We start from the raw sequence: 25,703 nt of genomic DNA, 5'->3' as shown, positions 1-25,703 counted from the left end.
GGGATTAAATCATCGCCAAGCATTTCCGACGCTACGACACGCATCAAATTCAAAGCCAGATACAGGAATCGACAAACGGTAACTTAACGGCATTGGGCTCGATGTACTTGGTTGTGACGCTAGCACCCTCGTTGCTTCATAGGGCGTAGGCATCGAGCATCCCCTCCGCCGCTTGAGTAGATCTACTCACCCAACCGTGAGTAGCCCTCCCCGACCTGGGCCGATGTGGTTCACAGGTGACCGACTGTCGTCGTAGGGTCACGGGAACAGCACACGCGTCACCTTGGGAGGGTGTGGCAGATGGCTGGGTATGAAGCTGTACTCGAGAGATCGATGAGGCCAGCAAGGCCGCAGGGCGGTTGGTCGATGATGCCCGCGGGCTCGACACCGCCGGCGTCGTTCCAGAAGGCGACGCCGGACTTCCCGGTACCCGCGCGGCAGGCAAACTGGCCGCGTTGAAGTCCGCCTGGTCGGGTAAGGGCCAGCGCTGGGCCGGAGCCTGGGAGGCGTACTCCGGCGATTTGGGGAAGGCCGTGGCGAACTACCGCGCCAACGAGGCGGCCGCCCAGCAAGACCTGCATGTCACTGTCGCCCACGGCGGGCCGAAGGCCAGCTGATGGTGTCCTGGGGCGATCTTCGACGCTGGAATCCGGCCGTGCTTTCCGACATGTCCGCCGCGCTTAACGGCAAGTACTTGCAGCTGCTTGCCTGCTCCGAAGACTTCGAGGACGCCGCTATGCCGAGCGGCTGGTCCGGTACCGCGGCCACTGCGGCAGCCGGAGCATCGAAGCGCCTGATCGAAGAAGGTAAGGAGTGGGCGGCCGAGATCGCGGCCATTCGACGAGCTAGCGGCGACGTGACGGATGCGGCCACCGGTGTGCTGGCCGGCTTCAAGGAAGCCGAGGGCCTGGCCAAGGCGCACAACTTCTCCATCGGGGACGACGGCGTGATCACCGACCACGGCCTGCCGCCCGACATCCCGGAAGACCAGCGCGAAGACGTTGAGCGGGAGCGCAAAGTCGTGGCCTCGGAGCTGGGCGAGCGCGTCAAGCAGACGCTGCTCTCGGCCGAGGACGTCGACAACGACTTCTGCGCGGTGCTCGATCCGGCGATCAACGGGCACACCATCGACGCCAGTGGCGAGGGCACCAGCCTGGCCGCAGCCGGGAACGCCGGCGAGGCCCTTGGCTCCTTGTCGATCCCTGCTCCGCCACCCGTTGACGCAGGCCCAGCGGCCAACGCCGCCTGGTGGGATTCCCTGTCGAAACAGCAGCAAGAGCGGCTTGTGAAGGACCATCCGGGGCTGGTCGGGAACCGCGACGGTGTGGCGGCATGGGCACGGAGCACGGCGAACATCGCGCTCCTGGCGGATGAGAAGCAGAAGCTGCTCGACGAGCGCACCGAACTCATGCGCCACGCGCCGACAGATTTGAGCCGGGATGTCCCCAGCGTGCACAAGTACCAGGAGCAGCTCGCCAGGCTCGACGAGCGGCTGGCCGCCCTGGGCAAGATCGACGGCATCGTGCTCGGGCCGGACGGCAAGCCCAAGGCCGACAAGCAGCTCATGTCGCTCGATGTGACCGGCGACAAGGTGAAGGCCGCGGTGGCGAACGGGGATGTTGACAACGCCAAGCACGTTGCTGTCATGGTTCGCGGGTTGATTGTCGCTGGTAGTGGCCTTGTTGGGCGCGGTATTGGTGGTGTCTGCGCCATGTTGAGCAGCGGATCCGGTGTGCGATATCGAGTACTGGTCGGCTGATCAGGGTGGTGAACAGGTGGTGGATTTCGTTGCAGGTCAAGGAGATCCATCCGGCAGTTGCTGGTTCGGGGTTTCGTTCGATGGATGCGACAACGGCGAGGAAGGCGTGGGCGAGCATCGCCATGACCGTCCAACGGTGTCAGGAGGTCCGGCGTCGGACCTGGTGCTGGTCAAGCCCGGTGAGGCCTTTGCCGGTCTGGAACGACTCCTCGACTGTCCATTTGCGGCCCGCGACCTGAACCAGGATCCGCAGCGGAACGGGTTGAGGTGAGTAGTAGCAGCGGTAGAACGCCAGCTCAGCGATTCCCTTTTGCCCCAGCGCCGGCGGAGAGGCGTTGCCAGACGTGCTCAGGCAGCCTCGCGGCGACATCGTCAGCGCGCAGCATGCCCGCTGGAGTGCTGACCCGGCGGTCGCGGCCGATGGCGAGAACGTAGCCGACACCGCGCTTTTCCAGGTTCTTGCGCAGGCTGGGGTCGGCTCCGTAAACCTCATCCCCGGCGACCCACTGTGCGCGGACACCGGCGTCGAGAGCGCGCCCGATCATCGTGGTCGCCAGCGCCGGTTTCGTCGCGAACGCGGTGTCTTCAGGGATTCCTGCGCCTGCGCGGCGGCCGGGGTCGGTGGTCCAGGATTTCGGGAGGTAGAGGGCCCGGTCGATGAACGCGTGCCCGGCGTCGGTGGCGTAGGTGAGGTAGACCGCGACCTGAGCGTTCTCGATGCGCCCCGCGGTGCTGGTGTAGTGGCGTTGCACCCCGACGGTGTGGACGCCTTTCTTGAGGTCACCGGTTTCGTCGACGACCAGCACGGCGCCGGTGTCGCCGAGGTGTTCGGTGACGTAGTCGCGCAGGTCGTCACGGACCTTGTCCGCGTCCCAGACCGCCTTACGCAGCAGGTGTTGCATCCCATCGGGGGTGTCCTCACCGACGTGTTCGGACATCGTCCAGCAATTCTTGGCGGGCAGGTCCGACAGCAGCCCCAGCAGCAACGCCCGCGCTCTCCTGCGGGGTTCGACGCGGGTGAACCGGCCGGAGATCCGGCTGATCAACTCCTCGAACATCACACGCCATCGGTCAGGGTTTACGCTAGGGCCCGCGGCCACCAGCCGATCAGGGTTAGTCCACACAACCGACCATGATCAACTGGTGGCCGCACCTGTTTCCAGGCAGCCCACCAGCGACATCACGAAGTCCGGCTGGAGTACTAGACAAGCCTGACCCAAACGGGGCCGATAGGACGATACAAGCCGAAAGGCCCGCTTCCGATGATCGAAGCGGGCCTTTCGGCTTGTATGAGGTTCATGCCCTACTTGCAGGCATCGAATTGGGCCCCTGTTCTAGTAAGCCCTCTGGGGTGGAGCTGAGGGGAATCGAACCCCTGACCTTCTCGATGCGAACGAGACGCGCTACCAACTGCGCTACAGCCCCTGGTGAAGCTTGCCCCTCGTTTGGAGCTCCATGAGCCTATCAGTGGCTCATGGAGCTCCGAAAACGGGGGGTCACTCTCCGGCGGCCCGGCGGAATGGCCTGGTCCCGGGCTCGTCGAGCTCGTGGAAGGCCGGGTCCTCGTCGTCGAGGTCGACGACGACGGCTTGGCGCCGGATACGGGACATCGGGGACGGTTTGCGTTCCACGACGTCCGGGCGTTCGGCGGCGACGACCTCGACGTCCTCGTGGGACTCGTGGGACTCGTGGGTTTCGTCGTCGGCGCTCGCCGGGCGGCGCGGGGCGCGGGTGTTGTTGTAGCGGGCGAGGCGGCGTTGCCGGATCTCGTTCTCGATGCGCACCTGGCGGCGCAGGTAGGCGAGGTAGCCGATGAGGACGGCGTCGACGACACCGTTGGCCCACCAGACCATCGGCGTCAGGAAGCCGGCGACGGCCGCGGTGGTGACCACGAGTACCAGCAGGGCGATGACGACCCGTTGCCGGAACGCGTACTTGGCGCGTGCGGCGATGTCGGCCGCCTCGGGGTCGAACCCGCCCCTGCCGGGCCGGTAGCCCGCGCTTTGGCGTTCTCTTTCGGTGCGGGGGCCGCGCGAGGGCTGGGGAAGCGGTTCGGCTTCCGGCTCCTCGTCTTCGAGGTCGGCGTCGAGTTCCGCCTCGAGTTCGGCCAGGTCGTCTTCTACCGATGGTTCCGTGTTCTCCGCCATGGCGAACTCCTCCGGTCCCTCGTGGCGTGTGCTCCCGCTCCGCACGACTCGCGCCGCGAGGGCCGAGTCCGCCGTCCGTGCGACCTGCTGGCGCTTGCGGGCGACCATGGGCACGAGAACGACGAGCCATGCCGCTGCGAGCGCGACGATGATCACCGAACTGGGCATCTCCCGTCACCTCCCCCGATCCACTGCTGTAGTCACGCTAGCCACAACAGTCACACACGCCGCGCAGACTCGCCGGTTTCGATCACGGAAAATGCATCACCAAATTAGGTGAATCTCACAGTTTGTGGTAACGCGGTCACCGGAACGACCCGGTGATGGGGTCAAACCCGCTCCGCGAGGCCCTTCGCGACGAGCCGGGAAACCAGTCCGTCACCGGTTTCTTCCTTGGTGACGGCGTAGCAGAAGTGGTCCCGCCAGCCGCCCGCGACGTCGAGATAGCGCTCGAAAAGACCCTCTTGCCGGTATCCGGCTTTGGTGAGAACCCGCAGGCTGGGGGTGTTTTCGGGACGGACGGTCGCCTCGAGCCGGTGCAGTCCGCCGAAGTCGAAGGCGTGGTCGGTGACGAGGGCGACGGCGCCGGTCGCGACGCCGCCGCGGACGATGTCCGATGACACCCAGTAACCGATCCAAGCGGACCGGAGCGAGGCCCGGATGACGTTACCCACAGTGATCTGTCCGGCGAAGCGTCCATCTACCGTGATGGTGAACGGGAGGCACTGCCCGCGCCGGGCGAGGCCGCGCAAAGCCAGCCACTGCGACGGCCATGACCAGAACGCGTTGCGCTCCGGCCACGGTCCGATGCCGGTCGGTTCCCATTTCTCGAGATGCTCGCGGTCCCGCAGCCGGACGCGGCTCCACTCGCCGGCGTCCCGCAGCCGGACCGGCCGGACGGCGAGGGTCCCGGCCGGTACCCGGAGCGGCCCGAGTTTCGCGGGCCAGCCGGGATGCCTGCTTTCGATCGGATAGGCGACGCCGGAAATCGGTGCGCCCATTACGCTCTCTGGGCCAGGAAGGTCACCTTGACCTGCTCGCCCGCCGCGACCTCGGTGAGATCCTCGTCGATGTTGATCAGGCAGTTCGCCTCGGCGAGCGACGCGAGCAGGTGCGCGCCGGAAGTGCCGAGTGGCTGCACCAGGTATTCACCGTTGCCCTCATCCCGCAGCAGTTGCCCGCGCAGGAAACCCTTGCGTCCCTTGGTCGAGGTGATCGGGGAGAGCAGCCGCGCGCCGACGATCCGGCGGTGCGGGTTGCGGGTGCCGCGCGCGGCGCGGATGAGCGGACGGACCAGGACCTCGAACACGACCAGCGCGCTCATCGGATTGCCGGGGATCAGGAACGTCGGCACCGAATCGGGGCCCAGCCTGCCGAAACCCTGTACCGAGCCGGGGTGCATGGCGACGCGGGTCATGTCGATGTTGCCGAGGTCGGACAGCGCCGCGTGCACCTCGTCGCCCGCGCTCCCGCCGGCACCACCCGCGACGACGACGATCTCCGACATGAGCAGCCGGCCCTCGACGATCTCGCGCAGCCGCTTCGGATCACCGGGGACGATGCCGACGCGGCTCACCTCGGCGCCCGCGTCCCGCGCGGCCGCGGACAGCGCGTAGGAGTTGACGTCGTAGACCTGACCGACCGACGGGGTGCGGTCGATGTCGACCAGCTCGTCGCCGACGGACACGATCGAAACCCGCGGTCGTGGATAGACCAGTACCTTGGCGCGGCCGACGGCGGCGAGCAGGCCGACCTGGGCCGAGCCGATGGTGTCGCCCTTGCGCACGGCGACGTCGCCGATCTGCACGTCCTCGCCGGTCCGGCGTACGTAACCGGCGGACGGCACCGACTTGTGCACGGTGACCTTGGCCTGGTGACCGTCGGTGTAGGCGGTCGGGACGACGGCGTCGGCGAGGGTGGGCAGCGGCGCGCCGGTGTCGACGCGCACGGCCTGGCCGGGTTGCAGCCGCCGCGGCTGACGTGAACCGGCGGCGATCTCGCCGACCACCGGCAGCTGCACCGGCTCCTGGCCGGCGGTGCGGACGTCGACGCTTCGCACGGCGTAACCGTCGACGGCGGCCTGGTCGAAACCGGGCAGCGCGTGTTCGGCGACGACCTCTTCCGCGCACAGGAGGCCTTGGGCCTCGGAGATGGCGACCCGGACCGGTCGCGGGCGTACCGCGGCGTCCAGGGTCAGCGCGATCTGCTCCTCGACGGAACGGAACTGTCCCGCGTCTTCGGTCTCCGCCACTTCGGCGATGGGCTCCGTCATGACTGGGGGATCTCGATCCGTTCGTTCGACCAGGCACGCGATGAAGGCCCGTCGGTGAACTGAAGTTCACCACCGTTACCAGGAGTGATGCGGTCCGAAGCCGTGGAAATCGCCCGATCGGGCAAGCTCCTCGTGGTCCGTGCCGCCGGGGTGGTCGCTGCGCCTGTCATAGGCGTGAAGCCTAACCTGACCACGTGGGCAAGCCCGGCAATGAACACCTGAGCAAGGCGGAGTGGCGTTCCCGCATAACCGCCGAACGGCGTTCGCTGGTGCCGGAGGACCGGGCGAGTGAGGCGGTTTCGCTGGCCGCCGCGGCCGTCCTGCTGCCAGGCGCGGTCGTGTGCGCGTACGTCCCGTTCGCGACCGAACCGGGTTCGGCGGCGCTCCTTGATCAACTTCGCGACCAGGGTAAACGGGTGCTGCTGCCGGTCGTCCCCGACGAGCCGGGGCCGCTCGGATGGGCCGTCTACGAAGGCCCGTCGAGCCTCGGGCCGGGCCGGCTCCGGGGGCTGCTCGAACCGACCGGACGCCGGCTCGGTCCCGACACGCTGGGAACGGCCGATGTGGTCCTGATCCCCGCGCTCGCCGTCGACGACGAAGGCGTCCGGCTCGGCCGGGGCGCCGGGTACTACGACCGGTCGCTCTCCTTCGCCGCGCCGGACGCCGCGCTGATCGCCGTCGTCCGGGACACCGAACTCGTCCATCGGTTGCCCGCGGAACCGCATGACGTCCGGATGACCGGAGTGCTGACCCCGGGCCAAGGGGTGGCTCCGCGGCCGGTGCGTTAGCCCGGCAGCACCCCGGCCTTCGAGACCTTCGTCAAGGTCGCCGCGAACCCTTCGGCGAGCAGTGCGCCCATGGCGCTCGCGGCTGTGTCCTCGGGGAAGACTCCGAAGACACAGCCACCTTTCCCGGTTCCAGTGATCTTCGCGCCCAGCGCGCCGTGTCTCCTCAATGCTTCTATGCAGCCGTCGGTCACGTCGTCACTGACACCCATGTCGTCCCGAAGCGTGCTCTGCGCCGCGTCGAGCGCTTCGCCTATCGAGATCGGATCCGGCGTGTCGTCTTCGAGGAGCGCGCACAGCGTCTCGACGACTTCCTTGGTCCGGCGGACATAGGCCGCGATCGCCGGGTCCCCGGCCTGGCTTCGCGCCCGCTTCCACCGGATGACCTCGCTGGTGTCCCGGGTCCGCCGGGTGTCCACCACGACGATCGCCAGGTCGCTCGGCCACCCCAGGTGTCCGACCGATTCGATCCGCCCTCCGTGGCAGAAGACCCGTACGACACCACCCGCCGCGCAGGGCACGTAGTCCATCGGGCCGACGTCCCGGCCCGCCAGTTCTCGTTCCACGACCAGGCCGGCCTCAATCGACTCGCCGGCGACGGTCCGGCCCGCGGAGATCGCCAGCGTCGCGACGCACAGGGCCGCGCTGCTCGCCAGCCCCGCCCCTGGCGGAATCGCCGAGACGATCGCCAGCCCGCTCGGCCACCGGTCGTCGTCACGGTCATGGTGGAAGCTCACGGCCAGCCGGGCGAGTTCGGCCCAGGCCGCGTCGGCCGGTGTCCAGACGTCGGCGGACACGGCCCGGCCGGTGAGCGTGCCCGAGGCGAGGATCTCGAAGGAGGTGGGACGAGGGGCCAGGGTGAGCGCGCACCGGATCCGGAGATCGATCGCCGCCTGGAGAGACGATCCGCCGAGCCAGTCCAGATCTTCGCCGGCGAGACAGATCCGGGCAGGCGCCGATCTCGGTGATTCCGGCTCAGTCGAGCTGTTTGTCATTTCTGAAGATCTCCCGCTTGTCCACGCCGTCCAGTACCAGCTTGAAGACGATGAACCGCACCGGATCGCCGGAGTTGTTCTCCCAGGTGTGCGGCGCGGTACCCAGTCGCGCGACATCGCCGGCGCCGAGTTCTTCCGTGTACTCGCGGCCGTCCTCCCGCCAGTGCAACAGCATGCGGCCGGCGACGACGTAGACCGTCTCCTCGATCGTGTCGTGGTGGTGCCATTGCTGCGTGACGCCGTCGGGGAGTTCGTTCCAATGGATCTCGTATTCGGGGAACAGGTGATAGCGGACCGCGGTGCCGTCGGGTTTGACGGTCTCCTTCCCGTCGGCCGCGCGGGAGATCAGCGGGGTCGTCGTACGCACAATCGCAACTCCGTCACAGGAAGGGGTCGTAATCGGGGACAGGTTCGATGGGCTCGTCGCGCAACCGGAACAGGGCGAGGTTCGAGCGATGGCGGATGCAGTGGAAGCGGCAGTGCTCGTCGGGCCGGACACCCTCGCGCACCCGGCGGCGGCGTTCACCGTTCCACATCCCGGCGAACGACTCGGTCGCGGGATCCCCGTACCGCGCCGCGGGATTACCGCGGTGATAGGGGCAGAAGTAGGCGCCGGAGGTGGTGATCAGCGTGCGAAGATCGGCGACCGGGCAGGCGGTGTAGTCCTTCACCTCGACGGCGGTCCCGCCCCCGACCGCGCCGAGCGTGGACGTGCTCAGCACCTTGAAGCCGTCGTGGTCCAGTTCCCGGACGCGGGTGAGCTGTTCGGAAAGGACTTCCAGCAGGCGCCGGTCCTGGCCGAGAATGAAATGCTCCAGATCGTATTCGGGTTTCACCTCGAAGTAGTCGCAGCCGATCCGTTCGGCGAGTTCGGCGGCTTCGGCTATCTCGTGTGCGTTGGTTTCCCGCAAAGATCCGTCTTCGGCTTTCCGTCCCATGACGAGGAACGAATAGCCGAGTTTCCCGCTTTTCCGGGAAGCGAGCATTTCCATATTCCGCACGACTTCGGCGAACCGGTTCCGGCCGCCGCGTCCAGGCCGGAACCGGCCGTAGGTTTCCGGGGTCGCCGCGTCGACCGAAACCCTCGTCCAGTTCGCTCGCTCGGCCAGTACGTCGATATGCCGGTGAATGGTGGTGCCGTTGGTGGTGATGCCGACACTTATCCCGCCGTCGTGCAGGATGGTGAGTACCTTCCCGATCGCCGAATGCAGCAGCGGTTCGCCGCCGCCGATGAGGATCACCGCCCGGACGCCCGCTTCGACGAGTTCGGCGGCGAGCCCGGTCAGCCGCTCGCTGGAGAATCTGCCGTTGTTCAGAAGCTGTCCGCTGATGCATTCGGGGCAGGCGAGATCGCAGAACGAGGTGGGGTCCAGCTCCACCACCAGCGGTGCGGCGGGTTGCACGCCGTTCGCCGCTTGGGAAACTTGCCGGTGCGCGAATTCCTGGTAAAGCTTCGAGGTGAGATCGAGTGGTCCGCCAAGAGGATCTGCCGACATCCTTGCCGCCTCTGCCTCAGTCGCGGTCCTCACCGCGGTGGGCCGGGCGTGCGCCGCGACCCTATCGGATACACTAACGTCTTGAGCAGTGTTGCAGAAAGGTCGCGTGAGCATGCCTGATCGTTTCACCAAAACGCTGTCGAAAATGCGTTCCTCGGGAGCGCACGCCATGGAGCTGGCGGCACTGCGACGGCGCCTGGAACAACTGGCCGAAGACGGCGCCGGTGAAATGCCGGGTTCGGAACTCCAGCCGCTCGAGGACATCAGCAGGCTGGTGGATCTGCCTGAGCCGGATGCCGATGTCGCGCGATACGCACTGGACCGGACAGCGGTACTCAAGCTGAACGGCGGCCTCGGCACCAGTATGGGGCTCACCGGCCCGAAATCGCTGCTCGAAATCAAACCGGGGAAAACGTTCCTCGACGTCATCGCGATGCAGGTGCTTTCGACGCGTAAGACCTACAATGCCCGGCTACCGCTGGTACTGATGAACTCGGCAGGCACCCGCGAGCCCTCGCTCGAGCTGTTGAAAAAATACCCCGACCTGGCCGACGACGTCATCCCGGCCGACTTCCTGCAGGGTCGCGAGCCGAAGATCGCCGCGGCGGACCTGCAGCCGGTCGACTGGCCTGCCAACCCGGAACTCGAGTGGTGCCCGCCGGGCCACGGCGACATCTACATCGCGCTGGCCGTGAGCGGCATGCGTGACCTGCTGCTGGCCGAGGGCATCAAGTGGTGCTTCGTCTCCAACGCGGACAACCTCGGCGCGGTGCCGGACGCCAGGATCGCGGCTTGGCTCGCCGAGCAGGGCATCCCCTTCGCGATGGAGACCGTTCTCGGTACCCCGGCCGACCGCAAGGGCGGGCACCTGGCCCGGCGTGACGGACGGATCGTGCTGCGCGAATCCGCTCAGGTGCCCGAGGGCGACGATTCGTTCGGCGACGTGGCCAAGTGGCGCTACTTCAACACGAACAACATCTGGTTCGACCTGGAACGGCTGAAGGAGTTGCAGGACGCGGACCCGGCCGCGCCGGAACTTCCGCTCATCGTGAACCGCAAGACCGTCGACCCGACCGATGCCGGCAGCACGCCGGTCATCCAGCTCGAAACGGCGATGGGCGCGGCGGTGGCCTCGGTCGAGGGCGCGCGGGCCATCGAGATCCCGCGGACCCGGTTCGCGCCGGTCAAGACCACCGACGACCTGCTCGTCGTCCGCTCGGACGCCTACGTACTGGCCCCCAGCGGCGAGATGGTCCCGGAATTCACCACGAGTCCGCCCGTGGTGTCGCTGGGCAAGGAGCATTTCAAGCTGCTGCGGGACTTCGACGCCCGGATCCCGCAAGCGCCGTCGCTGAAGGAGTGCACGAGCCTCGTCGTGGAAGGGGACGTCACGTTCGGGAAGGACGTGGTGCTCCGGGGCGAGGTCAAGATCGTCGGCCCCAAAACCATTCCGGACGGCGAAATCCTCTGAATCAGGGGAGCCCGCCGGGCTCCCTGGCGTGGGATTGGACGGCGGCGAGGATCGTCTCGGTCTCGGTCTTCGTCCAGGTCGAGATGTGTACTTCCCACGCGTCGTCTTCACGCAGTTCCTGCCGCAGGGCGCGCCACATCCACTCGAAGCAGATAGCGGGGTCCAGGCCGCCCAGCCCGGCGCCGAACAGCGGAAGCAGCACCGATCGCAGCCGCAGGCCTTCGTCGTCGCGCTCGTGCCGGGCGAGTTCGAAGACATTGTGCACGGCCTGCGCGACGGAGAGAGGGTTCACCTCGAAGCGGTCGGTGCCGAGGACGGGGATCCCGATCGCGGCGTGGTAGATCCGCTGGACGCCACGGCGGATCAGGGCGCCCGACGACGTGGCGGCCACCGTCCCCGGTTCGACGGGCAGGCCGAATCGGCCGTTCTTCCGCATCCAGTCGTCGAGTTCGGCCGCGGCGGTGTCTTCGAGAATCTCACCGGCGGGCCCCCGTTTCGCGGCCGCGCGGCGCAATCTGCCCGAAACCGACGGTTTGAAGGTCATCGCCATCTGCATGTAGATGTTCTCGGAGGTGCACACGATGTCCACACCTGCGATCTGGTCCACCGGACCGGACCGGACGGCGATGGGGACGGGCTTCCCCGAGCCGCCTTCGATGTCGACCATGACCGGCCCGTGCAGCGTCATTTCGGAGTGGTAGTCGTCGCTTTCCGACGAGGCCATGCCGCTGTGCTGTTTCCGGGGCGACGGCATCGGCTCCGTGAGCGCGGTGATCAGTGCGTCGCGCAGTACCAGGAACGACGGGTGGGACGGGCCGTCCGGTTGGATGATCGTGGAGTGATCTCCTTGCAGCACACCGACTTCCGGGAACACGCTTTTCGCGGACGATGCCCAGACGATGTTGTCCGTGTCACCGGCGTAGCAGACGACCGGGATCGGGCATCGGCGGTCGTCGAGATACGGCGCGTAGACGACGTCGGCGAGCACCCTGCGTTGAGTCTCGACCACGGATTCGGCGAGCGGGCGCAGTTCCCGCTCCTGGGTGTGCCAACCGAGCAGTGAGCGCCGCAGCGTCAGCATGAACTCGGATCCGTTGTTGGGGCAGGCGAACAGCACGATCCGCCGGATCCGGGCGAGCCGACGGCCCTTGCCTTCGGCCAGTTGCCGCATCAGGAACCGGAGCACGATCAGCCCGCCCTGGCTGTGCGCGACCAGGACGACGCGTTCGTATTTACCGTGCTTGCTCTCGAGAACACCGGCGAGGCGATCCGCGAGAACCGTGAAGTCCGGAATCCGGCGAGCCGGGTTCACCCGCAGTTTCGGTGAGGAATAGCCGAAGGTGTCGAAGTCGTAGTCCTTCACCAACTCGGTGTCGGCGGAGACGAGCCCCCGCATCGCGTTCCAAGCCGCCTCGGTGGAAAAGAGTCCGTGAACGAACAGCGCAAGGGACTTCGCCACGATCAACTCCTCAGGCCGTGGGCTCACACGATACCCGGGAGACGGGCGAATCAGGCCGTTCGCTGAGCGATGAACACGTATTCGCGTCCTGGACGATCCGGGGCGTCCCGGACGTCCAGGACGCGGAAGCCGTGTTCGCTCAGCAGCGCCTCCAGATCTTCGCGCTCGCGGAACCACAGGGTCGAATCCGAGGTGACGACCTCTCCGTCGGAGAACCGGTAGCTGTACCGGAACGAGACGAACGGGAGGTCCACTTCGGTGACCTCGCGCCACTGCTCGACTTCGCCGACGCCCGGGACGTCGATGATTTCGTGCGCGGTGTCGGCGCTCCAGTCCTCCCACGCCCGGCGGTCAGGGCGCCGGATCTCGAACACCAGGTACCCGCCCGGCGTCAGCGCGGTGTGGATACCTTCGAGAGCCCGGTCCCATTCGGCGTCGGTCAGGAAGACCTGAGCCACGTTCCCGGTCATCACGGCGAGATCGGCACCCACCTCACCAGCGGCTTTCGCGTCACCGTGGATCCAGGTGATCCTTCCTTCCGGGTCTTTGGCCTTCGCGATCTCGAGTGACGCTTCGGCCGGATCGACCCCCACGACCTCGATCCCGCGTCCGGCCAGGAGAACGGCAAGGCAGCCGGTGCCGCAGCCGGCGTCGAGCACTCTCTTCGCCCCGAGTTCGCCGATGATGGCGAGGTAGTGGTCGAGGTCGTCGCGAGCGCCGTCGAAGGCGTCGTAGATCGGAGCGAGCCGGGCATGGGCGAAGAGCGCGTCAGGCATTCGGCGACGATAGTTCCGGTACACGCTCGGGTACCACGGATTTACGGCCGGGCCGCCAGCCCCGATCTCCCAGCAGCGCGAGGAACGCGGGCAGCAGCACCCCTCGGACGAGGGTGGCGTCGATCAGTACGGCGACCGCCATCCCGACGCCCATCATCTTGTACTCGATCGCGCTCAGCGTGATGAAGACGCTGAACACCCCGACCATGATCACCGCCGCACCGCTGACCACCCCCGCGCTGCTGCCGGTACCGCGGACGATCGCGGCGACGGCGCCGTCGGCCCGGTGTTCACGGATCCGGCTGAGGATGAAGATGTGGTAGTCCATGCTCAACCCGAGCAGCAGGACGAACATGAACATCGGTAACCACCCGACGACCCCGCCGTACGGGGTGAAACCCAGCAGGGACGCTAAATGCCCGTCCTGGAAGATCCAGGTGAGCACGCCGTAGGCCGCGCCGATCGACAGCAGGTTGAGCACGAGCGACACGAGTGACACCGCTACGGAACGGAAAGCCAGCAGTAGCAACACGAACGCCGCCAGCAACACGAATCCGAGGACCAGCGGCATCCGCTCGATGCCCCGGTCGGCGAAGTCACGGGCGTTCGCCGTCCGGCCGGATACGGCGAACTCGACACCGTCCACCTTGCCGATCGTCGCGGGAAGCAACTCGGTGCGCAGCTTCGCCAGCGCGGCATCGGACGTCGCGTCCCGGCCCGCTCCGGACAGCGGAACCCGGACGACCACCGCGTTCCCGGCGGTGCCGATCGCGAGCGGTTTGTTCAGCACCCCACCGGTTTCGCCGATCCGCCGGTCGAGTTCCGTGATCGCCGACCGCAGCGCCGGACTGTCCACCGGGCCGCCGTTCTCGGCCGTCAGCACCACCGTCGCGGGATAGACCACCCCGGGAAAGGCTTCCTGGGTACGGATGGCGGCGTCGATGGTCGCCGTCGATCGAGGCAGGCTCTCCGCGGGTGTCGGGTCCTGCAGACGCATGCCGAGCGCGGGCAGCGTGAGCAGGATCAGCAATGCGGTCGCGAGCCCGCCCCACAACGCCGGTCGCCGGGTGACCGCCCGTGCTGTCGCGGACCAGAACCGCGAGCTTTCCGCGGCCGTGCGCCGCTTGCCCAGCCACGGAATCCGGCCGCGGTCGACCTTGCCGCCCAGCAGGGAAAGCAGTGCGGGCAGGACGGTGACCGCGCCGAGCACGGCCAAGCCGACCACGAACGCCGTACTGATCGCGAGGCCGGTGAAGTTGTCGAGTCCGGTGAGCGCCAGCCCGCTCACACACAGGACGACCGTGACGCCGGAGACGACCACGACATGGCCGGACGTCCTCGCCGAGATCCGGATCGCGTCGTCGACGGAGTGCCCCCGCGCGCGTTCTTCTCGTTGCCGCCTGAGGAAGAACAGCGAGTAGTCGACACCGACCGCCATCCCGATGAGGAGGGTGATCACCGTCGTCGCGCTGTTGATCGGGGTGAAATCGTCGACGACGGAAAGGAATCCGAACGTCGCCGCGACACTCGTCCCCGCCAGCAGCAACGGGACCGACGCGGCGACCAGCGCGCCGAACACGATCAGCAGGATCACCAGCGTCATCGGCAGGGAAAGGAATTCCGACCGCTTGACGTCTTCCCGGATACCCTTGTCGACCACGGACGAGAGACTGAGATCGCCGGACAGGCTCAGGCGGACCGAGTGATGCCGGGCCGCGACCTGGTCGACCCGCGCGGTCGCGGTCTCGAAGTTCGGGCGGATGTCCTTCTCCTCGCCCGCGATCGAAAAGCCGACGAGACCGGACCTGCCATCACCCGAGACCCGTTCCGCGCTGTCGGTGGCCAGCGGGGACCGGACGTCGGTGACGGCGCCGGACCGGGTGAGCGTGGTGACCAGGTCTTCGGTCGCCTGCCGGAGGTCCTCGTTGGCGGCGAACGGTGGAGAACCGGGGTCCTTTGCCTCGACGAGGATGTTCTCGCGTAAGGGATCGAAGGTGCTTTGGGCGTTCAAGGCGGTCTGTGCGCGGCCGGATTCGCCGGGATCGGTGCTGCGACGGCTTTCACCGTCCAGCAGCGTTCCCGACAGCAGGGCGAGCAGCACCAGCGCGACCCAACCGACGAGGGTGAGTGCGCGGTGCCGGAGGGACCAGGCGGCGACCCGTTCGGTCACCGGTGCGCGCGAGGGGGTTTCGGGCAGCATGAACTACAGTCCTTTGCGTGAAGGAGTGAGATGCCTCGGGCGAGGTTTTTGCTTCTTCTTTCCTGGGCCGTCGAGTTGCCGCTCGGCGGCCCAGGGTCTTTCAAGCCGGGATACGGGTGGTCAGTCGACCTCCTTGAGGACCCGCTCGACCGAGCCCACGGTCTTCTGGAGATCGGCGAGGCGTCCGTCGAGTTCGGTGAGTTTGCGTTCGGTCTCTGCCTGCGTCTGGACGGCTTTTTCGGCGAGCCTGCGGTATTCCTGTTCCCGCGCGAGCGCGCCCCTGGCCCGGACGGTCGCGCCGAACTGCCAGACGACCACCGTGATCACCACGGTGAGGAACACGAAGATGCCGACGAGTCCGGCGACCTCCTGCCACTGATGCCACTTCACGGTCGTTCCCCCTGGTCGCCCTCGTCCGTTGTCGATGTATTCGGTGTCGATGTGCCTGCTGTCGATGTACTCAGCGTCGGCGCCGCGGCGGCGATGGCGTCCGGGCTCAGCTCGACCAGGAACGGTTTCACCTCGTAGAACTTCATCGCCTTCCCGTCCTCCGACAGCTCGAGGGTGGCCGACACGAGCCCGGCCGCCTCCAGTTTGCGCAGGTGGAGCTGCATGAGCGCCCGGCTGATGCCGAGCTCCCGCGCCAGCTGACTCACGTACGCGCGCTCCGCGCGGAGCGCCGCGACGATCCGCAGCCGGTGCGGATTCGCCAGGGTCCCCAGCAGTCGCAGCAGCTCGTCGCCGGTCGGTCCGGTGGCGTTCATACCGCGCTCCTGCACATGCCAAAGAAACCTAGCAGGTGCTCGCTCCGGTTACCAGGTGCTCCAGCCAGACGTTCGGCTCCACGTAGACGCCGAGGTCCAGCGCCGAGGAGGCGAGTACCGGTGCGATCCCGCCCGGCACGGTCGTGAGACCGTCCCGGAGCTCGACGCCGGTCCACGCCTTCCACTGCGCGAAGGTGCCCGTCACCGTCATCGCGAACGGCGCCACCTTCACGAACCGGGCGCCGAGCCGCTCGTGCGTGCGAAGCCATGGATCCTCGGGCAGCCCGTCGGGACGACGGCGGGCGACATAGTCCTCAAAGGACAGTCCTGGTTCATTCTCCTTCCCGGCCGGGCGGACCGGCACGACGAGTTTGCGCATCCCCGTCGCCGAGGCGCGTTCTTTCAACGCTTCCAACGCTTTCGTGGCCAGGCCGCCACCGCGGCGGCCTGGCTCGACCATCACTTCGAGTGCGATCAGCGTATTCGTCTCACGGGTGCTCATCAGGTCTTCCGCGGCCCAGATCAGGGCGGCGTCCCAGCCGTGGTCCGGCAGTTCCGGGCGTTCGGCCGTCGGGAATCCGACCGGGACGGCGGCCGCTCTCGCCACTGGGACGTCGTCTTCCAGCAGGACGAGGAAGTACTCCGGCCAGCGCGCGGCCAGATGGGACGACTTCGCCAGCGAACCTGTCTGGTCGTGCTGGAGGAATTCACCGCCGACACCGCCGAGGCGGAGCGCGGGCTCGCGCAACTCGGGCCGGGTGGACAGGTCTTCGATCACGATCATGTCCTCAGTAAAGCCGAGGACGAGTGCTTCTCACGAGGTGGTTTTCGGGTACGGCTTTCGTTTGTGCCGTGGCCGTTTCACGAATGGGGAGAGCGAGTGCGGTGCGGGCTAACGTACCGGCAGCGCGCGGCGGCGTCCGGTGATGCCGGTGGTGTTGAGGTTGGCGCGCTCGCCGGCGGAATGCCCGTCGAGGTAGCCGCTGCCGGACAGCCGCCTCGGCGGTGCCGAGCGCAGGTCGCCGTATCGCTCGTCGTATGCCTGCTTGACCATCGTCGTCCGGTCCTGGATCACCAGTTCGGCGGAGCGATGGCCCGCGGTGGCGGTGTGGGTGCGCGCCGCGGTGTCCTCGCTGTTGCGGAGCCGTTCGTAGACCGCGCCGGAGAACCCGTGCAGCCAGGTGCGCCGGTACGCGGCCAGCGATTCGCCCGCGAACACCCGGTTCTCCGGGCGGACCCTGGTCAGCTGGGTGGTCGCCTGCAGCAACAGGCTCGTGTACAGCAGCTCGACCCGCTCCAAATCCGAGCGGAAACCGAAGACGGTCACCCCGGTGACGGATTGGCCGAGCCGGTGCAGCAGGGCCCGGCAGCGCAGCGGATGGGCGATGTTCGTGAGCAGTCCCGCCTTGTCCCGGCTGTACGGGTTGTCGATCGGGATCAAGACCTGGGTGATCTCGTCGGCCGTCGCCCCGGAAGCGGCCAGCAGCGCCTGATCGATGCCGTAGCGGGCGATCAGTTCGGCGGCCTTGGTGTTGTACGACTCTGCTTCGGCTTCGGTGACCGCCGGGTCCTCCGCCTTGGCGAGAAGTTTCCGGACGCGTGCGAGCAGCGTGTCATGGTCGGGCATGGCCCCCCTTCCTGATTGGGTTGGAGTGGATCAATCTAGGAGAGGGGTCCGACAATATTCGACCAGATGTTCGGATCCCGGCAAGGGGGTGGCATGTCGGTGGCGGTTTCAGCCGAGGTAGGCGTCGAGGGTGACTGCCAGCGCGATCTCCGGTGACGGCGCGAAACTGGCGCCGGCCAGTCCGCCCCAGAGCCACAGCTGGGCGAGACCGTGCAGTGACGCCCACAGCGAGGACGCGAGCAACCGCGGATCGGTGGCTGGATGCCAGTCGTCGTGCTGGACGTCGGCGACCAACGCGGCGAAGAAGTCGAACACCGCGCTGCTCACCCGCGTGAGTTCGGGATCGGCCGGATCGATGAGGTCGCGGCGGAACATCAGCTCGAACATCGCCGGATTGGCCAGCGCGAAGTCGAGATAGCCGTGGCAGGCCGCGATGAGCCGTTCTCGCGGCGTCGCGTCCGGCAGACCGCTGCCGCGGTCGAGCAGCTCGGTGTAGCCGCGGGTGGCGACGGCCGAGAGCAGGGCGGCGCGGCCGGTGAAGTGACGCAACGGCGCCCCGTGCGAGACGCCGGCCGCCTTCGCGATCCCGCGCAGCGTCACGGCTCCGACGCCTTCTTCGGCCAGCAGGTTCGCCGCGGTGTCGATCAGGCGGGTTCGGGCGCCCACGGCAGGCTCTCCTCGAGGACGGGAAGGAGATCGGGGCGCTTTGGCAGGAAACCGTCGCCCGGCTGGCGGCCGATGAGCCGGTTGCGGAACCGGCTGACCGCGACCGGGAGCACCTCCCTGGTCACCCAGCGCAGGTCCGCCCGCAAACCGGGACGCCCGGCCGGACCGGGGAGCGGGTCGAGCCATGACGGGTCGTGCGCGACGCCGAGCTTGCCGAGCACGTGACCGGCCAGACGCCGGTGACCCTGCTCGGACAGGTGCAGCCGATCCGGGCCGAAGTAGCGGGAATCGTGCGCGGCGTGATCCGGCCAGAGGTCGACGAGCGTCGCGCCGTAACTGACGGACGCCTCGCGGACGGCGTCGTTCAACGCGGTGAGACGCGGGCGCATGCGATAGCCCATCGGCATGCGGTGGGAAATGTCGCTGAGGGTGAACGTGACGACGGTGGGCGCGATCTCGGTGCAGGCACGAATGGCCGTGTCGACGCGGCGGGCGACCGTCCGCGCGTCCCAGCCGCGGCTCATCACGTCGTTCCCGCCGCCGAACAGTGCGATCAGATCCGGCTGAAGCCTGCTCGCCGCCGGGGTCTGTTCGGCGTGGATCTGGTCGAGCCTGCGGCCACGGACCGCGAGGTTGGCGTAGCGGAATCCGGGCTCGTCCTCGGCGAGGCGTCCCGCGACGAAGTCGGCCCAGCCGCGGTAGTACCCGCCCGCCGGATGGGGGTCGGCCAGCCCTTCGGCGCAGCTGTCGCCGAGCGCGACGAAACGTTGGTAGCCCATCCAGATCTCCGTAACCGCGAGTTCACCTTGTAGACACTGTCTATCAAACTCGTGTAGACGCTGTCTACTCGGTGCGTGGCAGGCTGGCGCTCGGTTCCGCTCGAACTTTGCTTCTCCCGGACTAGCCGCGGATACCGAGAACGCTGTCCCCAATGTCGCGGGTGAGACGCTCAGCGTCCCCAACGCGACATTGGGAACCCGAGGCATCGGCCACCAGGCGCCTTCGCCCGCAAGGCTCACCGGAGAGGAGACTGACGTCATGCTCGATGAAGCCGCGAAAGAGTACTTGCACAGCGATCTGCGAGAGGTCCGCGAGGTAATGCTGTGGAAGCTCGAGGGGCTGGGGGAGTACGAGATCCGCCGTCCCCTGACCCGGACCGGGACCAACCTTCTCGGGTTGGTCAAGCACTTGTCGCTCTGGGAGTCCCGGTACTTCGGCGAGGTCTTCGACCGGCCGTTTCCCGAGCCCCTGCCCCGATGGGACGACGTCGGGCAACGAGGTGCCGACATGTGGGCCACCGAGCACGAGACGCGCGAGGAGATCGTCGGCCGCTACCGACGGGTCTGGGAGCACTCCGACGCGACGATCGCGGCGCTAGCCCTTGACTCGCCTGGTCATGTGCCTTGGTGGCCGCGTCCTCAGGTGACGCTGTTCGCCATCCTGGTCCACAACCTCACCGAGACGAGCCGGCACGCCGGACACGCCGACATCCTGCGCGAACACTTGGACGGCTCGACCGGGACGGGCACCGACTACTCCACCCAGCAGCGCGACGAGGCCTTCTGGAAAACCCGCCGCGACCAGATCGAGCTGGCCGCCAAAGCCGCCGCCCAGCCTGATCGCGGCCGCCAGTCCCAGCGGTCAGAGAAGGCCCGGTGACGTCCCCTTGTTCGAGGGCATCGACGGAAACGAACGGCCGAGCAACGCGATGAGCCGGTCGCCGGTGCCGGCGCCAGGCGGTGCCTCGACAGCGTGGTCGAAGGCGGCGCCGGGCCCGCGCACCGGCGTGCCGTCGGGGAAGCGGCTCGCCACGTTCAGCGCGACCGTCGCGAGTTCGTCGTCCCAGCGGTGTTCGCGGCCGAGCGCGGTGTTGAGGTCCCAGTCGTGGACGAGCGTGTCGGCGAAGAGTACGGCCAGGACGTTCTTGCCGGGCAGCGGGCCGAATTTGCCGAAGTCGAAGGTCTTCTTCAGAGCCTGGTCGTCGAAGGCGGCGAGGAACTCGGCGGAGCTTTCTTCGTAGGCCGTGGCGAGGTTGTCGACTGTCGTCGAGCGGGTCGTGCGGGGACGGTCCGCCGCCCGCGCGGCGGCCCGCTCGTTGTTGTCGATCAGGTGTTCCACGATGTCGCGGACGGTCCACTCGGCGCAGGGGGTCGAACGGTCCCAGTCGTCGGCGCCGATTCCGGCGATCGTGGTTCGGGTGGCGTGATGTGCCCGGGTCGTCAGTGCCAGAAAGTCCATGGATTCAAAATATACGAACGATCGTGCTATCTTCTAGAGGGTGAGCACTCTCGAAGTGAACGAGGTCTTCGTAGGGCGGCCGTCCGTGCTGGGGACGAAGCGCGACAGTCCGGTGTACAGCGCCATCGCGAAAGCACGCGTGGAGACGCCCTCGGTGAAACTCGGCGAGATCAATTTGGCCGGCGACGATCAGGCGGATCGCACCGTCCACGGCGGCGTCGACAAGGCGGTTTACGTCTATCCGGCCACGCACTACGCGGCGTGGTCCGAGCAAGGCTTCCCGGTGGTCGCGGGTGATTTCGGGGAGAACGCGTCGGTGACGGGCGCCGACGAGTACGACGTACGCGTCGGCGATGTCTGGGCTTGGGGAGACGCGCTGGTCCAGGTCTCGCAACCGCGGACACCGTGTTTCAAGCTCGCGATGAAGACCGGGCGCAAGGACGTCATCCCGGCGATGATCGATTCCGGCCGCAGCGGCTGGTACCTGCGCGTTCTCCGGACGGGCGAAGTCCCGACTTCGGGGCGCATGACGCTCGAAGAACGCGATCCGGTGAATCCGACGATCGCCGAAATCTACGTCGCGTCGTTCACCAACGTCGCCCAGCTGGACGACGATCGCCGGGCCGCGTACTGGACGCTGCTGGATCGGGTCCTCGCCGCATCGGCGCTCTCCCGGCAGTACCGTGACGGCCTGGAATCGGCGAAACGGCGGCGGGAGGATCGGGATGCCGGTTGACGGCCGGGTGGCCCGCGGCGACGCGACGAGGCGGATCGTCCTGCGGCGCGCCGTCGACATCGCGTCGGTCGAAGGGCTCGACGGGTTGTCGCTCGGCAGGCTCGCCACCGAGCTGGAACTGAGCAAATCCGGGGTGTTCGCGTTGTTCGGTTCCAAGGAGGAACTGCAGCTCGCGGCGATCGAGACGGCGAGCGCGATCTTCGCGGAGAACGTCGTCGACCCGACGCTGGAGGTCGAGCAGGGGATCGCGCGGCTGCGCGCGCTGTGCGCGAACTGGCTGGACTACTCGGAACGCCGGGTGTTCCCCGGCGGCTGCTTCTTCTTCAACACCGGCGCCGAGTTCGACGCGCGGACCGGGCGAGTCCACGACGCGGTCGCGAAGGCGACCCGCGCCTTCGCCAAGTTCATCCGGTCCACCGTCGTCGAAGCACGGAAGGCCGGGGATCTCCGCGAATCCGTCGACGTGGACAGGCTGGCCTTCGAGCTGAACGCCCTCGGCCGGGCCGCGAACGCGGACTCGGTCATGTTCGGCGGCAAGGAGCCGTACGCGCTGGCGCGGGCCGCCATCACCGCCCGTCTCGACGCCGCGGCCGCGCCATGAAAGGTCCTTTCCTGGCAAAATTTGCCAGGAAAGGACCTTTCATGGCATTCGTGAGGCGCTACTTCCAGTCGACCTGAGCGGACCGGTAGAAGTCGATCCCCTGCTGAACCCACCGCGGGCTCTGCTTCGCCAGCCGGAGCCGATAGGCGTCCCAGGTCCGGGAAGCCTTCGGTGACCAGCCGATCTCGGCGTAACCCGGCAGCCTCGGGAACGCCATGAACTCGATGTCGTCACTGGTGACGAGCGTTTCCGACCACAGCGGCGCCTCGACCCCGGCGACGTTCTGCTCGGTCACGCCCTGCAGATACGTGGCCGGATCCCAGTCGTAGCCGGTCTTGACCTCGATCAACCCGGCCCAGTCCAGGCCGAGCCTCGTCTGCGGGTTGTACTTCATGTCCAGGTACGCCTTGTTGGCAGGCGACATGAGGATCTTGTTGCCCCGCTGCGCGGCCGCTGCGACGGGGGCGTCGGTGCCGGTCGTCCCCCAGTACTGCGGGATGGCCGAAACCGGCGGGGTCGTCTTGGCGATGTCGTGCCAGCCGGTGATCTGCTTGCCGTACTTCGCGACGATCGGCTGAACCTTCTTGGCGAAGGTCTGGTAATCCGCCGGGGTGGTCGCGTGCGCCTCGTCGCCCCCGATGTTGAGGTACTTCCCCGGAGTGATCGCGGACAGTTCGCGAAGGACGTCGTCGACGAACTTGTAGGTGATGTCCTTGTTGATGCACAGCGAGCTGTAGCCGACTTCGGTGTCCGTACGCGGCGGCACCGCCACGCCGTCGCAGTTCAGTTCGGCGTAGGAGTGCTGGGCCGCGTTGGTGTGCCCCGGCATGTCGATCTCGGGAACGATCGTGATGTGCCGCGAAGCCGCGTAGCGCACGAGGTCCTTGTACTGCTCCTGGGTGTAGTACCCGCCGGGTGCGCCGCCGACGGCGGTCTGCCCGCCAACGGTCGCCAGCTTCGGCCAGCTCTTGATCTCGATCCGCCAGCCCTGGTCGTCGCTCAGGTGCAGATGAAGGGTGTTGATCTTGTACTGCGCGATCTGGTCGATGTAGAGCTTGACCTGTGCCGGGGTGAAGAAGTGCCGGGCGACGTCGAGCATCGCGCCGCGGTAACCGAAACGCGGATAGTCGAGCACGGTGCCGCCCGAGATCACCCAGGAGCGGTGCTGGACGGTCTTCGCGTCGATCGCCGACGGAAGCAGCTGGCGCAACGTCTGCACGCCGAGGAAGAGGCCCTTGTCGGTGTTCGCCTTCAGTGTCACGCCGCCGGGGGAGACCTTGAGCTGGTAGCCCTCGGTGCCGACCCTGCCGCCCGCGTGGCCGGTTTCGAGCGAGATGGCGGGACCGCCGCCGCGGTGACCGCTGACGACGGGCAGCCGGTAGCCGGTCGCGGGCCGGAGCAGCCCGGCCAGGTAATCGGCGACCTGTTCGCCGTCGCGGTCGGTGCGGATGACGGTCGCGGGGCTGAGCCGGAAGTCGGCGCGGGGATCGGGTTTCGCTTCGACCGGCGCGGGGACGACGTCGGCGACGGTCCGTTCGGCCTTCGCGCGCTGTGCCGGCGCGGGGTCCGCGCTCGCGGTCGCGGGCAGCCCGAAAGTCGCGAGACTCAGGACGGCCACGCCGAGCACGGTTCTGGACACGCGTTTACTCATGGAGCACCTCCGGTCGGGTAACTGGAGACTCTCTTCTCCTAGAGGTATAGACCAATAGGGCATACGCGACAACACCCGATCGGACTACGACGACGTACCGGTCACCGGTTCACTCGCCGCGTAGCACCGCTTTCAGCGCGTCGAGAACGCTCGCGTCTTCGATCGTCGAAGGCACCTGTTCGTCGCGGCCATCAGCGATGCCCCGCATGGTCTTCCGCAGGATCTTGCCGGATCGTGTCTTCGGCAGCGCGTCCACAATGGACACGTCACGGAACGCGGCGACCGGGCCGATGTCGCGCCGCACCAGCGCGACCAATTCGGACTTGAGCGTTTCGGCGTCGGCCTCGACACCCGACTTCAGCACCACGAAGCCGCGCGGCAGCTGCCCCTTGAGCTGGTCGCGGACGCCGATCACCGCGCATTCGGCCACGGCGGGATGCGAGGCGAGCACGGCTTCCATCGAACCGGTCGAAAGGCGGTGTCCCGCGACGTTGATGACGTCGTCGGTGCGGCCCATGACGAACAGGTAGCCGTCTTCGTCGACGTACCCGGAGTCACCCGTCAGGTAGTAGCCGTCATACCGCGAAAGATACGCCTCTCGATACCGCTCGTCGTCCTCCCAAAGTGTCGGCAGCGAACCCGGCGGCAGGGGCAGCTTGATGGCGATCGCGCCTTCCTTCCCCGTCGGGAGCGGCTCGCCCGACTGGTCCAGGATCCGCACGTCCCAGCCCGGCACCGGTTTCGTCGCGGAACCGGGTTTGACCGGCATCGGCTTCAGCCCCCGCGGATTCGCCGCGATCGGCCAGCCGGTCTCGGTCTGCCACCAGTGGTCGATCACCGGAACACCGAGCTTCTCGTGTGCCCAGTGATAGGTCTCCGGATCGAGTCGTTCACCCGCCATGAACAACGTCTTGAACTCGCCGAGCTGGTATTTCTTCACTTCGGTCGCGTCCGGATCGACCTTCTTGATCGCGCGCAACGCCGTCGGCGCGGTGAACAGCGCCTTCACTCCGTGGTCGGCGATGACCCGCCAGAAAGCGCCCGCGTCCGGGGTTCCGATCGGTTTGCCCTCGTACATCAGTGACGTCGCGCCGATGAGCAAAGGCGCGTACACGATGTAGGAATGGCCGACGACCCAGCCGACGTCGGACGCCGTCCACCACACGTCACCGGGGTGGATGTCGTAGATGGCGCCCATCGACCAGGCCAAGGCGACCGCGTGCCCGCCGTTGTCGCGCACGACGCCCTTCGGTTTCCCCGTGGTCCCCGAGGTGTACAGGATGTACAGCGGATCGGTCGCCGCGACCGGTACCGGATCGGCCGGTGCCGCCTCCGCGACCAGTTCGTCCCAGTCGGCGTCGCGTTCGCCGAGTTCGGCGCGGGACCGTTCTCGCTGCAGCACGACGACCTTGTCCGGCTGGTGCGCCGTTCCCGCGAGCGCCTCGTCGATGATCGGCTTGTACTCCACGACCCGCGTCGGTTCGATCCCGCACGAAGCCGCCACGATGACCTTGGGCTTCGCGTCCTCGATCCGCGCCGCCAGCTCCTTGGGCGCGAAGCCGCCGAATACCACCGAGTGCACCGCGCCGAGCCGCGCACAGGCGAGCATCGCGATCGCGGCTTCGGGCACCATCGGCATGTAGATGATGACGCGATCACCCTTGCCGACGCCCAGCGAGGCGAGCGCGCCGGCGAACCGGGCGACGTCGGCCAGCAATTCCGCGTAGGTGAACCAGCGGACCGAATCGGTGACCGGGGAATCCCAGATCAGCGCGGTCCGCTCGCCGCGGCCGTCTCGCACGTGCCGGTCGAGCGCGTTGAACGCCGTGTTCAGCTCCCCGTCCGGGAACCAGCGGTAGAAGGGCGCTTTCGACGCGTCGAGGGCCTGCGTCGGCGGACGGGTCCAGTCGATCGCCCGTGCGGCTTCGAGCCAGAAACCCTCCGGGTCTTCGAGGCTCCGCTGGTACGACTCGGCGTACATCGAATGCTCCTTCGCGCTCGGGTACGGAACCCATCATGGACTTTCGGCTCCGCCGATGCCTGGTGGTAACGGCGCGGAG

25 protein-coding genes, 1 tRNA gene and 1 pseudogene are annotated in these 25,703 nt (G+C 67.5%); 7 read left to right on the top strand and 20 right to left on the bottom strand.

Annotated features, from left to right (window positions below; all coding sequences use genetic code 11):
• The first annotated feature begins 359 nt into the window (after positions 1–359).
• Entirely contained in the window at positions 360–617 is a 258-nt protein-coding gene (locus ACZ7KI_RS22880) for a hypothetical protein (RefSeq protein WP_470275121.1), read from the top strand.
• The gene (locus ACZ7KI_RS22875) at positions 617–1,759 is read left to right on the top strand and encodes a hypothetical protein (RefSeq protein WP_470275120.1); all 1,143 of its coding nucleotides are present in this window, start codon (positions 617–619) and stop codon (positions 1,757–1,759) included. Before ACZ7KI_RS22880 ends, ACZ7KI_RS22875 begins: the two co-directional genes overlap by 1 nt.
• On the opposite strand, the pseudogene ACZ7KI_RS22870 reads toward ACZ7KI_RS22875, so the two are convergent.
• The 5 genes and pseudogenes from ACZ7KI_RS22870 to glp form a co-directional block, all read right to left on the bottom strand.
• Positions 1,644–2,817 (bottom strand): annotated as a pseudogene (locus ACZ7KI_RS22870) (IS701 family transposase). The gene ACZ7KI_RS22875 and the pseudogene ACZ7KI_RS22870 overlap by 116 nt on opposite strands.
• Positions 2,818–3,111: 294 nt before the next feature.
• Positions 3,112–3,184 (bottom strand) — tRNA-Ala (locus ACZ7KI_RS22865).
• A gap of 71 nt (positions 3,185–3,255) precedes the next feature.
• Positions 3,256–4,074: a divisome protein SepX/GlpR gene (sepX, locus tag ACZ7KI_RS22860; RefSeq protein ID WP_470275119.1), complete on the bottom strand. Its 819-nt coding sequence runs from the start codon at positions 4,072–4,074 to the stop codon at positions 3,256–3,258.
• 161 nt (positions 4,075–4,235) lie between these two features.
• Positions 4,236–4,907, bottom strand: coding sequence for a GNAT family N-acetyltransferase (locus ACZ7KI_RS22855; protein WP_470275118.1), 672 nt, complete (start codon positions 4,905–4,907; stop codon positions 4,236–4,238).
• Positions 4,907–6,178, bottom strand: a complete 1,272-nt coding sequence (gene glp / locus ACZ7KI_RS22850; RefSeq protein ID WP_470275117.1) for a molybdotransferase-like divisome protein Glp — start codon at positions 6,176–6,178, stop codon at positions 4,907–4,909. Before glp ends, ACZ7KI_RS22855 begins: the two co-directional genes overlap by 1 nt.
• A 218-nt stretch (positions 6,179–6,396) precedes the next feature.
• Between glp and ACZ7KI_RS22845 the strand changes: the two genes are divergently transcribed.
• Positions 6,397–6,966, top strand: coding sequence for a 5-formyltetrahydrofolate cyclo-ligase (locus ACZ7KI_RS22845; RefSeq protein WP_470275134.1), 570 nt, complete (start codon positions 6,397–6,399; stop codon positions 6,964–6,966).
• On the opposite strand, the gene ACZ7KI_RS22840 is transcribed toward ACZ7KI_RS22845, so the two are convergent.
• Genes ACZ7KI_RS22840 through ACZ7KI_RS22830 form a run of 3 tightly spaced genes read right to left on the bottom strand, consistent with a single transcriptional unit; the run spans position 6,963 to position 9,454 of the window.
• Complete coding sequence (locus ACZ7KI_RS22840; RefSeq protein ID WP_470275116.1) at positions 6,963–7,958, bottom strand: mevalonate kinase family protein; 996 nt, start codon at positions 7,956–7,958, stop codon at positions 6,963–6,965. The two genes, ACZ7KI_RS22845 and ACZ7KI_RS22840, sit on opposite strands and share 4 nt — an antisense overlap.
• Positions 7,939–8,325, bottom strand: a complete 387-nt coding sequence (locus ACZ7KI_RS22835; protein WP_470275115.1) for a cupin domain-containing protein — start codon at positions 8,323–8,325, stop codon at positions 7,939–7,941. The genes ACZ7KI_RS22840 and ACZ7KI_RS22835 overlap by 20 nt, the downstream gene beginning before the upstream one ends.
• 13 nt (positions 8,326–8,338) lie before the next feature.
• Positions 8,339–9,454, bottom strand: a complete 1,116-nt coding sequence (locus ACZ7KI_RS22830; RefSeq protein WP_470275114.1) for a radical SAM protein — start codon at positions 9,452–9,454, stop codon at positions 8,339–8,341.
• Positions 9,455–9,566: 112 nt separating this feature from the next.
• On the opposite strand from ACZ7KI_RS22830, the gene ACZ7KI_RS22825 reads away from it, so the two are divergent.
• Positions 9,567–10,925, top strand: coding sequence for a UTP--glucose-1-phosphate uridylyltransferase (locus tag ACZ7KI_RS22825; protein WP_470275113.1), 1,359 nt, complete (start codon positions 9,567–9,569; stop codon positions 10,923–10,925).
• A 1-nt stretch (position 10,926) separates the two neighbouring features.
• Here the strand turns inward: ACZ7KI_RS22825 and ACZ7KI_RS22820 are convergent, their stop codons facing one another.
• From ACZ7KI_RS22820 to ACZ7KI_RS22780, 9 genes are all read right to left on the bottom strand, one after another.
• On the bottom strand, positions 10,927–12,384 hold the full coding sequence (locus ACZ7KI_RS22820; protein WP_465502641.1) for an alpha/beta fold hydrolase: 1,458 nt from the start codon (positions 12,382–12,384) through the stop codon (positions 10,927–10,929).
• Between the two features lie 50 nt (positions 12,385–12,434).
• Entirely contained in the window at positions 12,435–13,160 is a 726-nt protein-coding gene (locus ACZ7KI_RS22815; RefSeq protein WP_470275112.1) for a class I SAM-dependent methyltransferase, read from the bottom strand.
• On the bottom strand, positions 13,153–15,360 hold the full coding sequence (locus ACZ7KI_RS22810; RefSeq protein ID WP_470275111.1) for an MMPL family transporter: 2,208 nt from the start codon (positions 15,358–15,360) through the stop codon (positions 13,153–13,155). The genes ACZ7KI_RS22815 and ACZ7KI_RS22810 overlap by 8 nt, the downstream gene beginning before the upstream one ends.
• Before the next feature lie 120 nt (positions 15,361–15,480).
• Positions 15,481–15,750: a hypothetical protein gene (locus ACZ7KI_RS22805; protein WP_470275110.1), complete on the bottom strand. Its 270-nt coding sequence runs from the start codon at positions 15,748–15,750 to the stop codon at positions 15,481–15,483.
• Positions 15,747–16,124, bottom strand: a complete 378-nt coding sequence (locus ACZ7KI_RS22800; RefSeq protein WP_470275109.1) for an ArsR/SmtB family transcription factor — start codon at positions 16,122–16,124, stop codon at positions 15,747–15,749. Before ACZ7KI_RS22800 ends, ACZ7KI_RS22805 begins: the two co-directional genes overlap by 4 nt.
• 28 nt (positions 16,125–16,152) lie before the next feature.
• Positions 16,153–16,908 carry a GNAT family N-acetyltransferase gene (locus tag ACZ7KI_RS22795; RefSeq protein ID WP_470275108.1) on the bottom strand — a complete coding sequence of 252 codons (756 nt, stop codon included), beginning with the start codon at positions 16,906–16,908 and terminating at the stop codon, positions 16,153–16,155.
• A 108-nt stretch (positions 16,909–17,016) separates the two neighbouring features.
• The gene (locus tag ACZ7KI_RS22790) at positions 17,017–17,751 is read right to left on the bottom strand and encodes a DUF2786 domain-containing protein (RefSeq protein ID WP_470224721.1); all 735 of its coding nucleotides are present in this window, start codon (positions 17,749–17,751) and stop codon (positions 17,017–17,019) included.
• A 108-nt stretch (positions 17,752–17,859) separates the two neighbouring features.
• Positions 17,860–18,417: a TetR/AcrR family transcriptional regulator gene (locus tag ACZ7KI_RS22785; protein ID WP_470275107.1), complete on the bottom strand. Its 558-nt coding sequence runs from the start codon at positions 18,415–18,417 to the stop codon at positions 17,860–17,862.
• Positions 18,396–19,196, bottom strand: a complete 801-nt coding sequence (locus ACZ7KI_RS22780) for an SGNH/GDSL hydrolase family protein (RefSeq protein WP_470275106.1) — start codon at positions 19,194–19,196, stop codon at positions 18,396–18,398. Before ACZ7KI_RS22780 ends, ACZ7KI_RS22785 begins: the two co-directional genes overlap by 22 nt.
• 259 nt (positions 19,197–19,455) lie before the next feature.
• Here ACZ7KI_RS22780 and ACZ7KI_RS22775 point away from each other — a divergent pair, with 259 nt between their 5' ends.
• Positions 19,456–20,076: a DinB family protein gene (locus ACZ7KI_RS22775; protein WP_470275105.1), complete on the top strand. Its 621-nt coding sequence runs from the start codon at positions 19,456–19,458 to the stop codon at positions 20,074–20,076.
• On the opposite strand, the gene ACZ7KI_RS22770 is transcribed toward ACZ7KI_RS22775, so the two are convergent.
• Positions 20,059–20,655 (bottom strand): TIGR03086 family metal-binding protein, encoded by a 597-nt coding sequence (locus ACZ7KI_RS22770; RefSeq protein WP_470275104.1) that lies wholly within the window; start codon positions 20,653–20,655, stop codon positions 20,059–20,061. The two genes, ACZ7KI_RS22775 and ACZ7KI_RS22770, sit on opposite strands and share 18 nt — an antisense overlap.
• Positions 20,656–20,695: 40 nt before the next feature.
• Here ACZ7KI_RS22770 and ACZ7KI_RS22765 point away from each other — a divergent pair, with 40 nt between their 5' ends.
• Both ACZ7KI_RS22765 and ACZ7KI_RS22760 read left to right on the top strand, forming a co-directional pair.
• The gene (locus ACZ7KI_RS22765; protein WP_470275103.1) at positions 20,696–21,391 is read left to right on the top strand and encodes an MOSC domain-containing protein; all 696 of its coding nucleotides are present in this window, start codon (positions 20,696–20,698) and stop codon (positions 21,389–21,391) included.
• Complete coding sequence (locus ACZ7KI_RS22760; RefSeq protein ID WP_470275102.1) at positions 21,381–21,992, top strand: TetR/AcrR family transcriptional regulator; 612 nt, start codon at positions 21,381–21,383, stop codon at positions 21,990–21,992. The genes ACZ7KI_RS22765 and ACZ7KI_RS22760 overlap by 11 nt, the downstream gene beginning before the upstream one ends.
• Before the next feature lie 58 nt (positions 21,993–22,050).
• On the opposite strand, the gene ACZ7KI_RS22755 is transcribed toward ACZ7KI_RS22760, so the two are convergent.
• A complete protein-coding gene (locus tag ACZ7KI_RS22755) occupies positions 22,051–23,643 on the bottom strand; it encodes a beta-N-acetylhexosaminidase (protein ID WP_470275101.1) in 1,593 nt (530 codons plus the stop codon).
• Positions 23,644–23,752: 109 nt separating this feature from the next.
• Positions 23,753–25,624 carry a propionyl-CoA synthetase gene (locus tag ACZ7KI_RS22750; RefSeq protein WP_470275100.1) on the bottom strand — a complete coding sequence of 624 codons (1,872 nt, stop codon included), beginning with the start codon at positions 25,622–25,624 and terminating at the stop codon, positions 23,753–23,755.
• Positions 25,625–25,703: the final 79 nt, after the last annotated feature.

This window comes from Amycolatopsis sp. NPDC039088 (assembly GCF_055598845.1).
This window is presented reverse-complemented; position numbering and strand designations above follow the sequence as displayed.

What these genes read in the sequence shown, in the direction of transcription:
- ACZ7KI_RS22830 (WP_470275114.1), bottom strand. Translation starts at nt 9,454, where the DNA reads ATGTCGGCAGATCCTCTTGGCGGACCACTCGATCTCACCTCGAAGCTT.
- ACZ7KI_RS22810 (WP_470275111.1), bottom strand. Translation starts at nt 15,360, where the DNA reads ATGCTGCCCGAAACCCCCTCGCGCGCACCGGTGACCGAACGGGTCGCC.
- ACZ7KI_RS22775 (WP_470275105.1), top strand. Translation starts at nt 19,456, where the DNA reads ATGCTCGATGAAGCCGCGAAAGAGTACTTGCACAGCGATCTGCGAGAG.
- ACZ7KI_RS22750 (WP_470275100.1), bottom strand. Translation starts at nt 25,624, where the DNA reads ATGTACGCCGAGTCGTACCAGCGGAGCCTCGAAGACCCGGAGGGTTTC.
- ACZ7KI_RS22755 (WP_470275101.1), bottom strand. Translation starts at nt 23,643, where the DNA reads ATGAGTAAACGCGTGTCCAGAACCGTGCTCGGCGTGGCCGTCCTGAGT.
- glp (WP_470275117.1), bottom strand. Translation starts at nt 6,178, where the DNA reads ATGACGGAGCCCATCGCCGAAGTGGCGGAGACCGAAGACGCGGGACAG.
- sepX (WP_470275119.1), bottom strand. Translation starts at nt 4,074, where the DNA reads ATGCCCAGTTCGGTGATCATCGTCGCGCTCGCAGCGGCATGGCTCGTC.
- ACZ7KI_RS22840 (WP_470275116.1), bottom strand. Translation starts at nt 7,958, where the DNA reads ATGACAAACAGCTCGACTGAGCCGGAATCACCGAGATCGGCGCCTGCC.
- ACZ7KI_RS22815 (WP_470275112.1), bottom strand. Translation starts at nt 13,160, where the DNA reads ATGCCTGACGCGCTCTTCGCCCATGCCCGGCTCGCTCCGATCTACGAC.
- ACZ7KI_RS22795 (WP_470275108.1), bottom strand. Translation starts at nt 16,908, where the DNA reads ATGATCGTGATCGAAGACCTGTCCACCCGGCCCGAGTTGCGCGAGCCC.
- ACZ7KI_RS22790 (WP_470224721.1), bottom strand. Translation starts at nt 17,751, where the DNA reads ATGCCCGACCATGACACGCTGCTCGCACGCGTCCGGAAACTTCTCGCC.
- ACZ7KI_RS22800 (WP_470275109.1), bottom strand. Translation starts at nt 16,124, where the DNA reads ATGAACGCCACCGGACCGACCGGCGACGAGCTGCTGCGACTGCTGGGG.
- ACZ7KI_RS22855 (WP_470275118.1), bottom strand. Translation starts at nt 4,907, where the DNA reads ATGGGCGCACCGATTTCCGGCGTCGCCTATCCGATCGAAAGCAGGCAT.
- ACZ7KI_RS22760 (WP_470275102.1), top strand. Translation starts at nt 21,381, where the DNA reads ATGCCGGTTGACGGCCGGGTGGCCCGCGGCGACGCGACGAGGCGGATC.
- ACZ7KI_RS22825 (WP_470275113.1), top strand. Translation starts at nt 9,567, where the DNA reads ATGCCTGATCGTTTCACCAAAACGCTGTCGAAAATGCGTTCCTCGGGA.
- ACZ7KI_RS22780 (WP_470275106.1), bottom strand. Translation starts at nt 19,196, where the DNA reads ATGGGCTACCAACGTTTCGTCGCGCTCGGCGACAGCTGCGCCGAAGGG.
- ACZ7KI_RS22875 (WP_470275120.1), top strand. Translation starts at nt 617, where the DNA reads ATGGTGTCCTGGGGCGATCTTCGACGCTGGAATCCGGCCGTGCTTTCC.
- ACZ7KI_RS22770 (WP_470275104.1), bottom strand. Translation starts at nt 20,655, where the DNA reads ATGGACTTTCTGGCACTGACGACCCGGGCACATCACGCCACCCGAACC.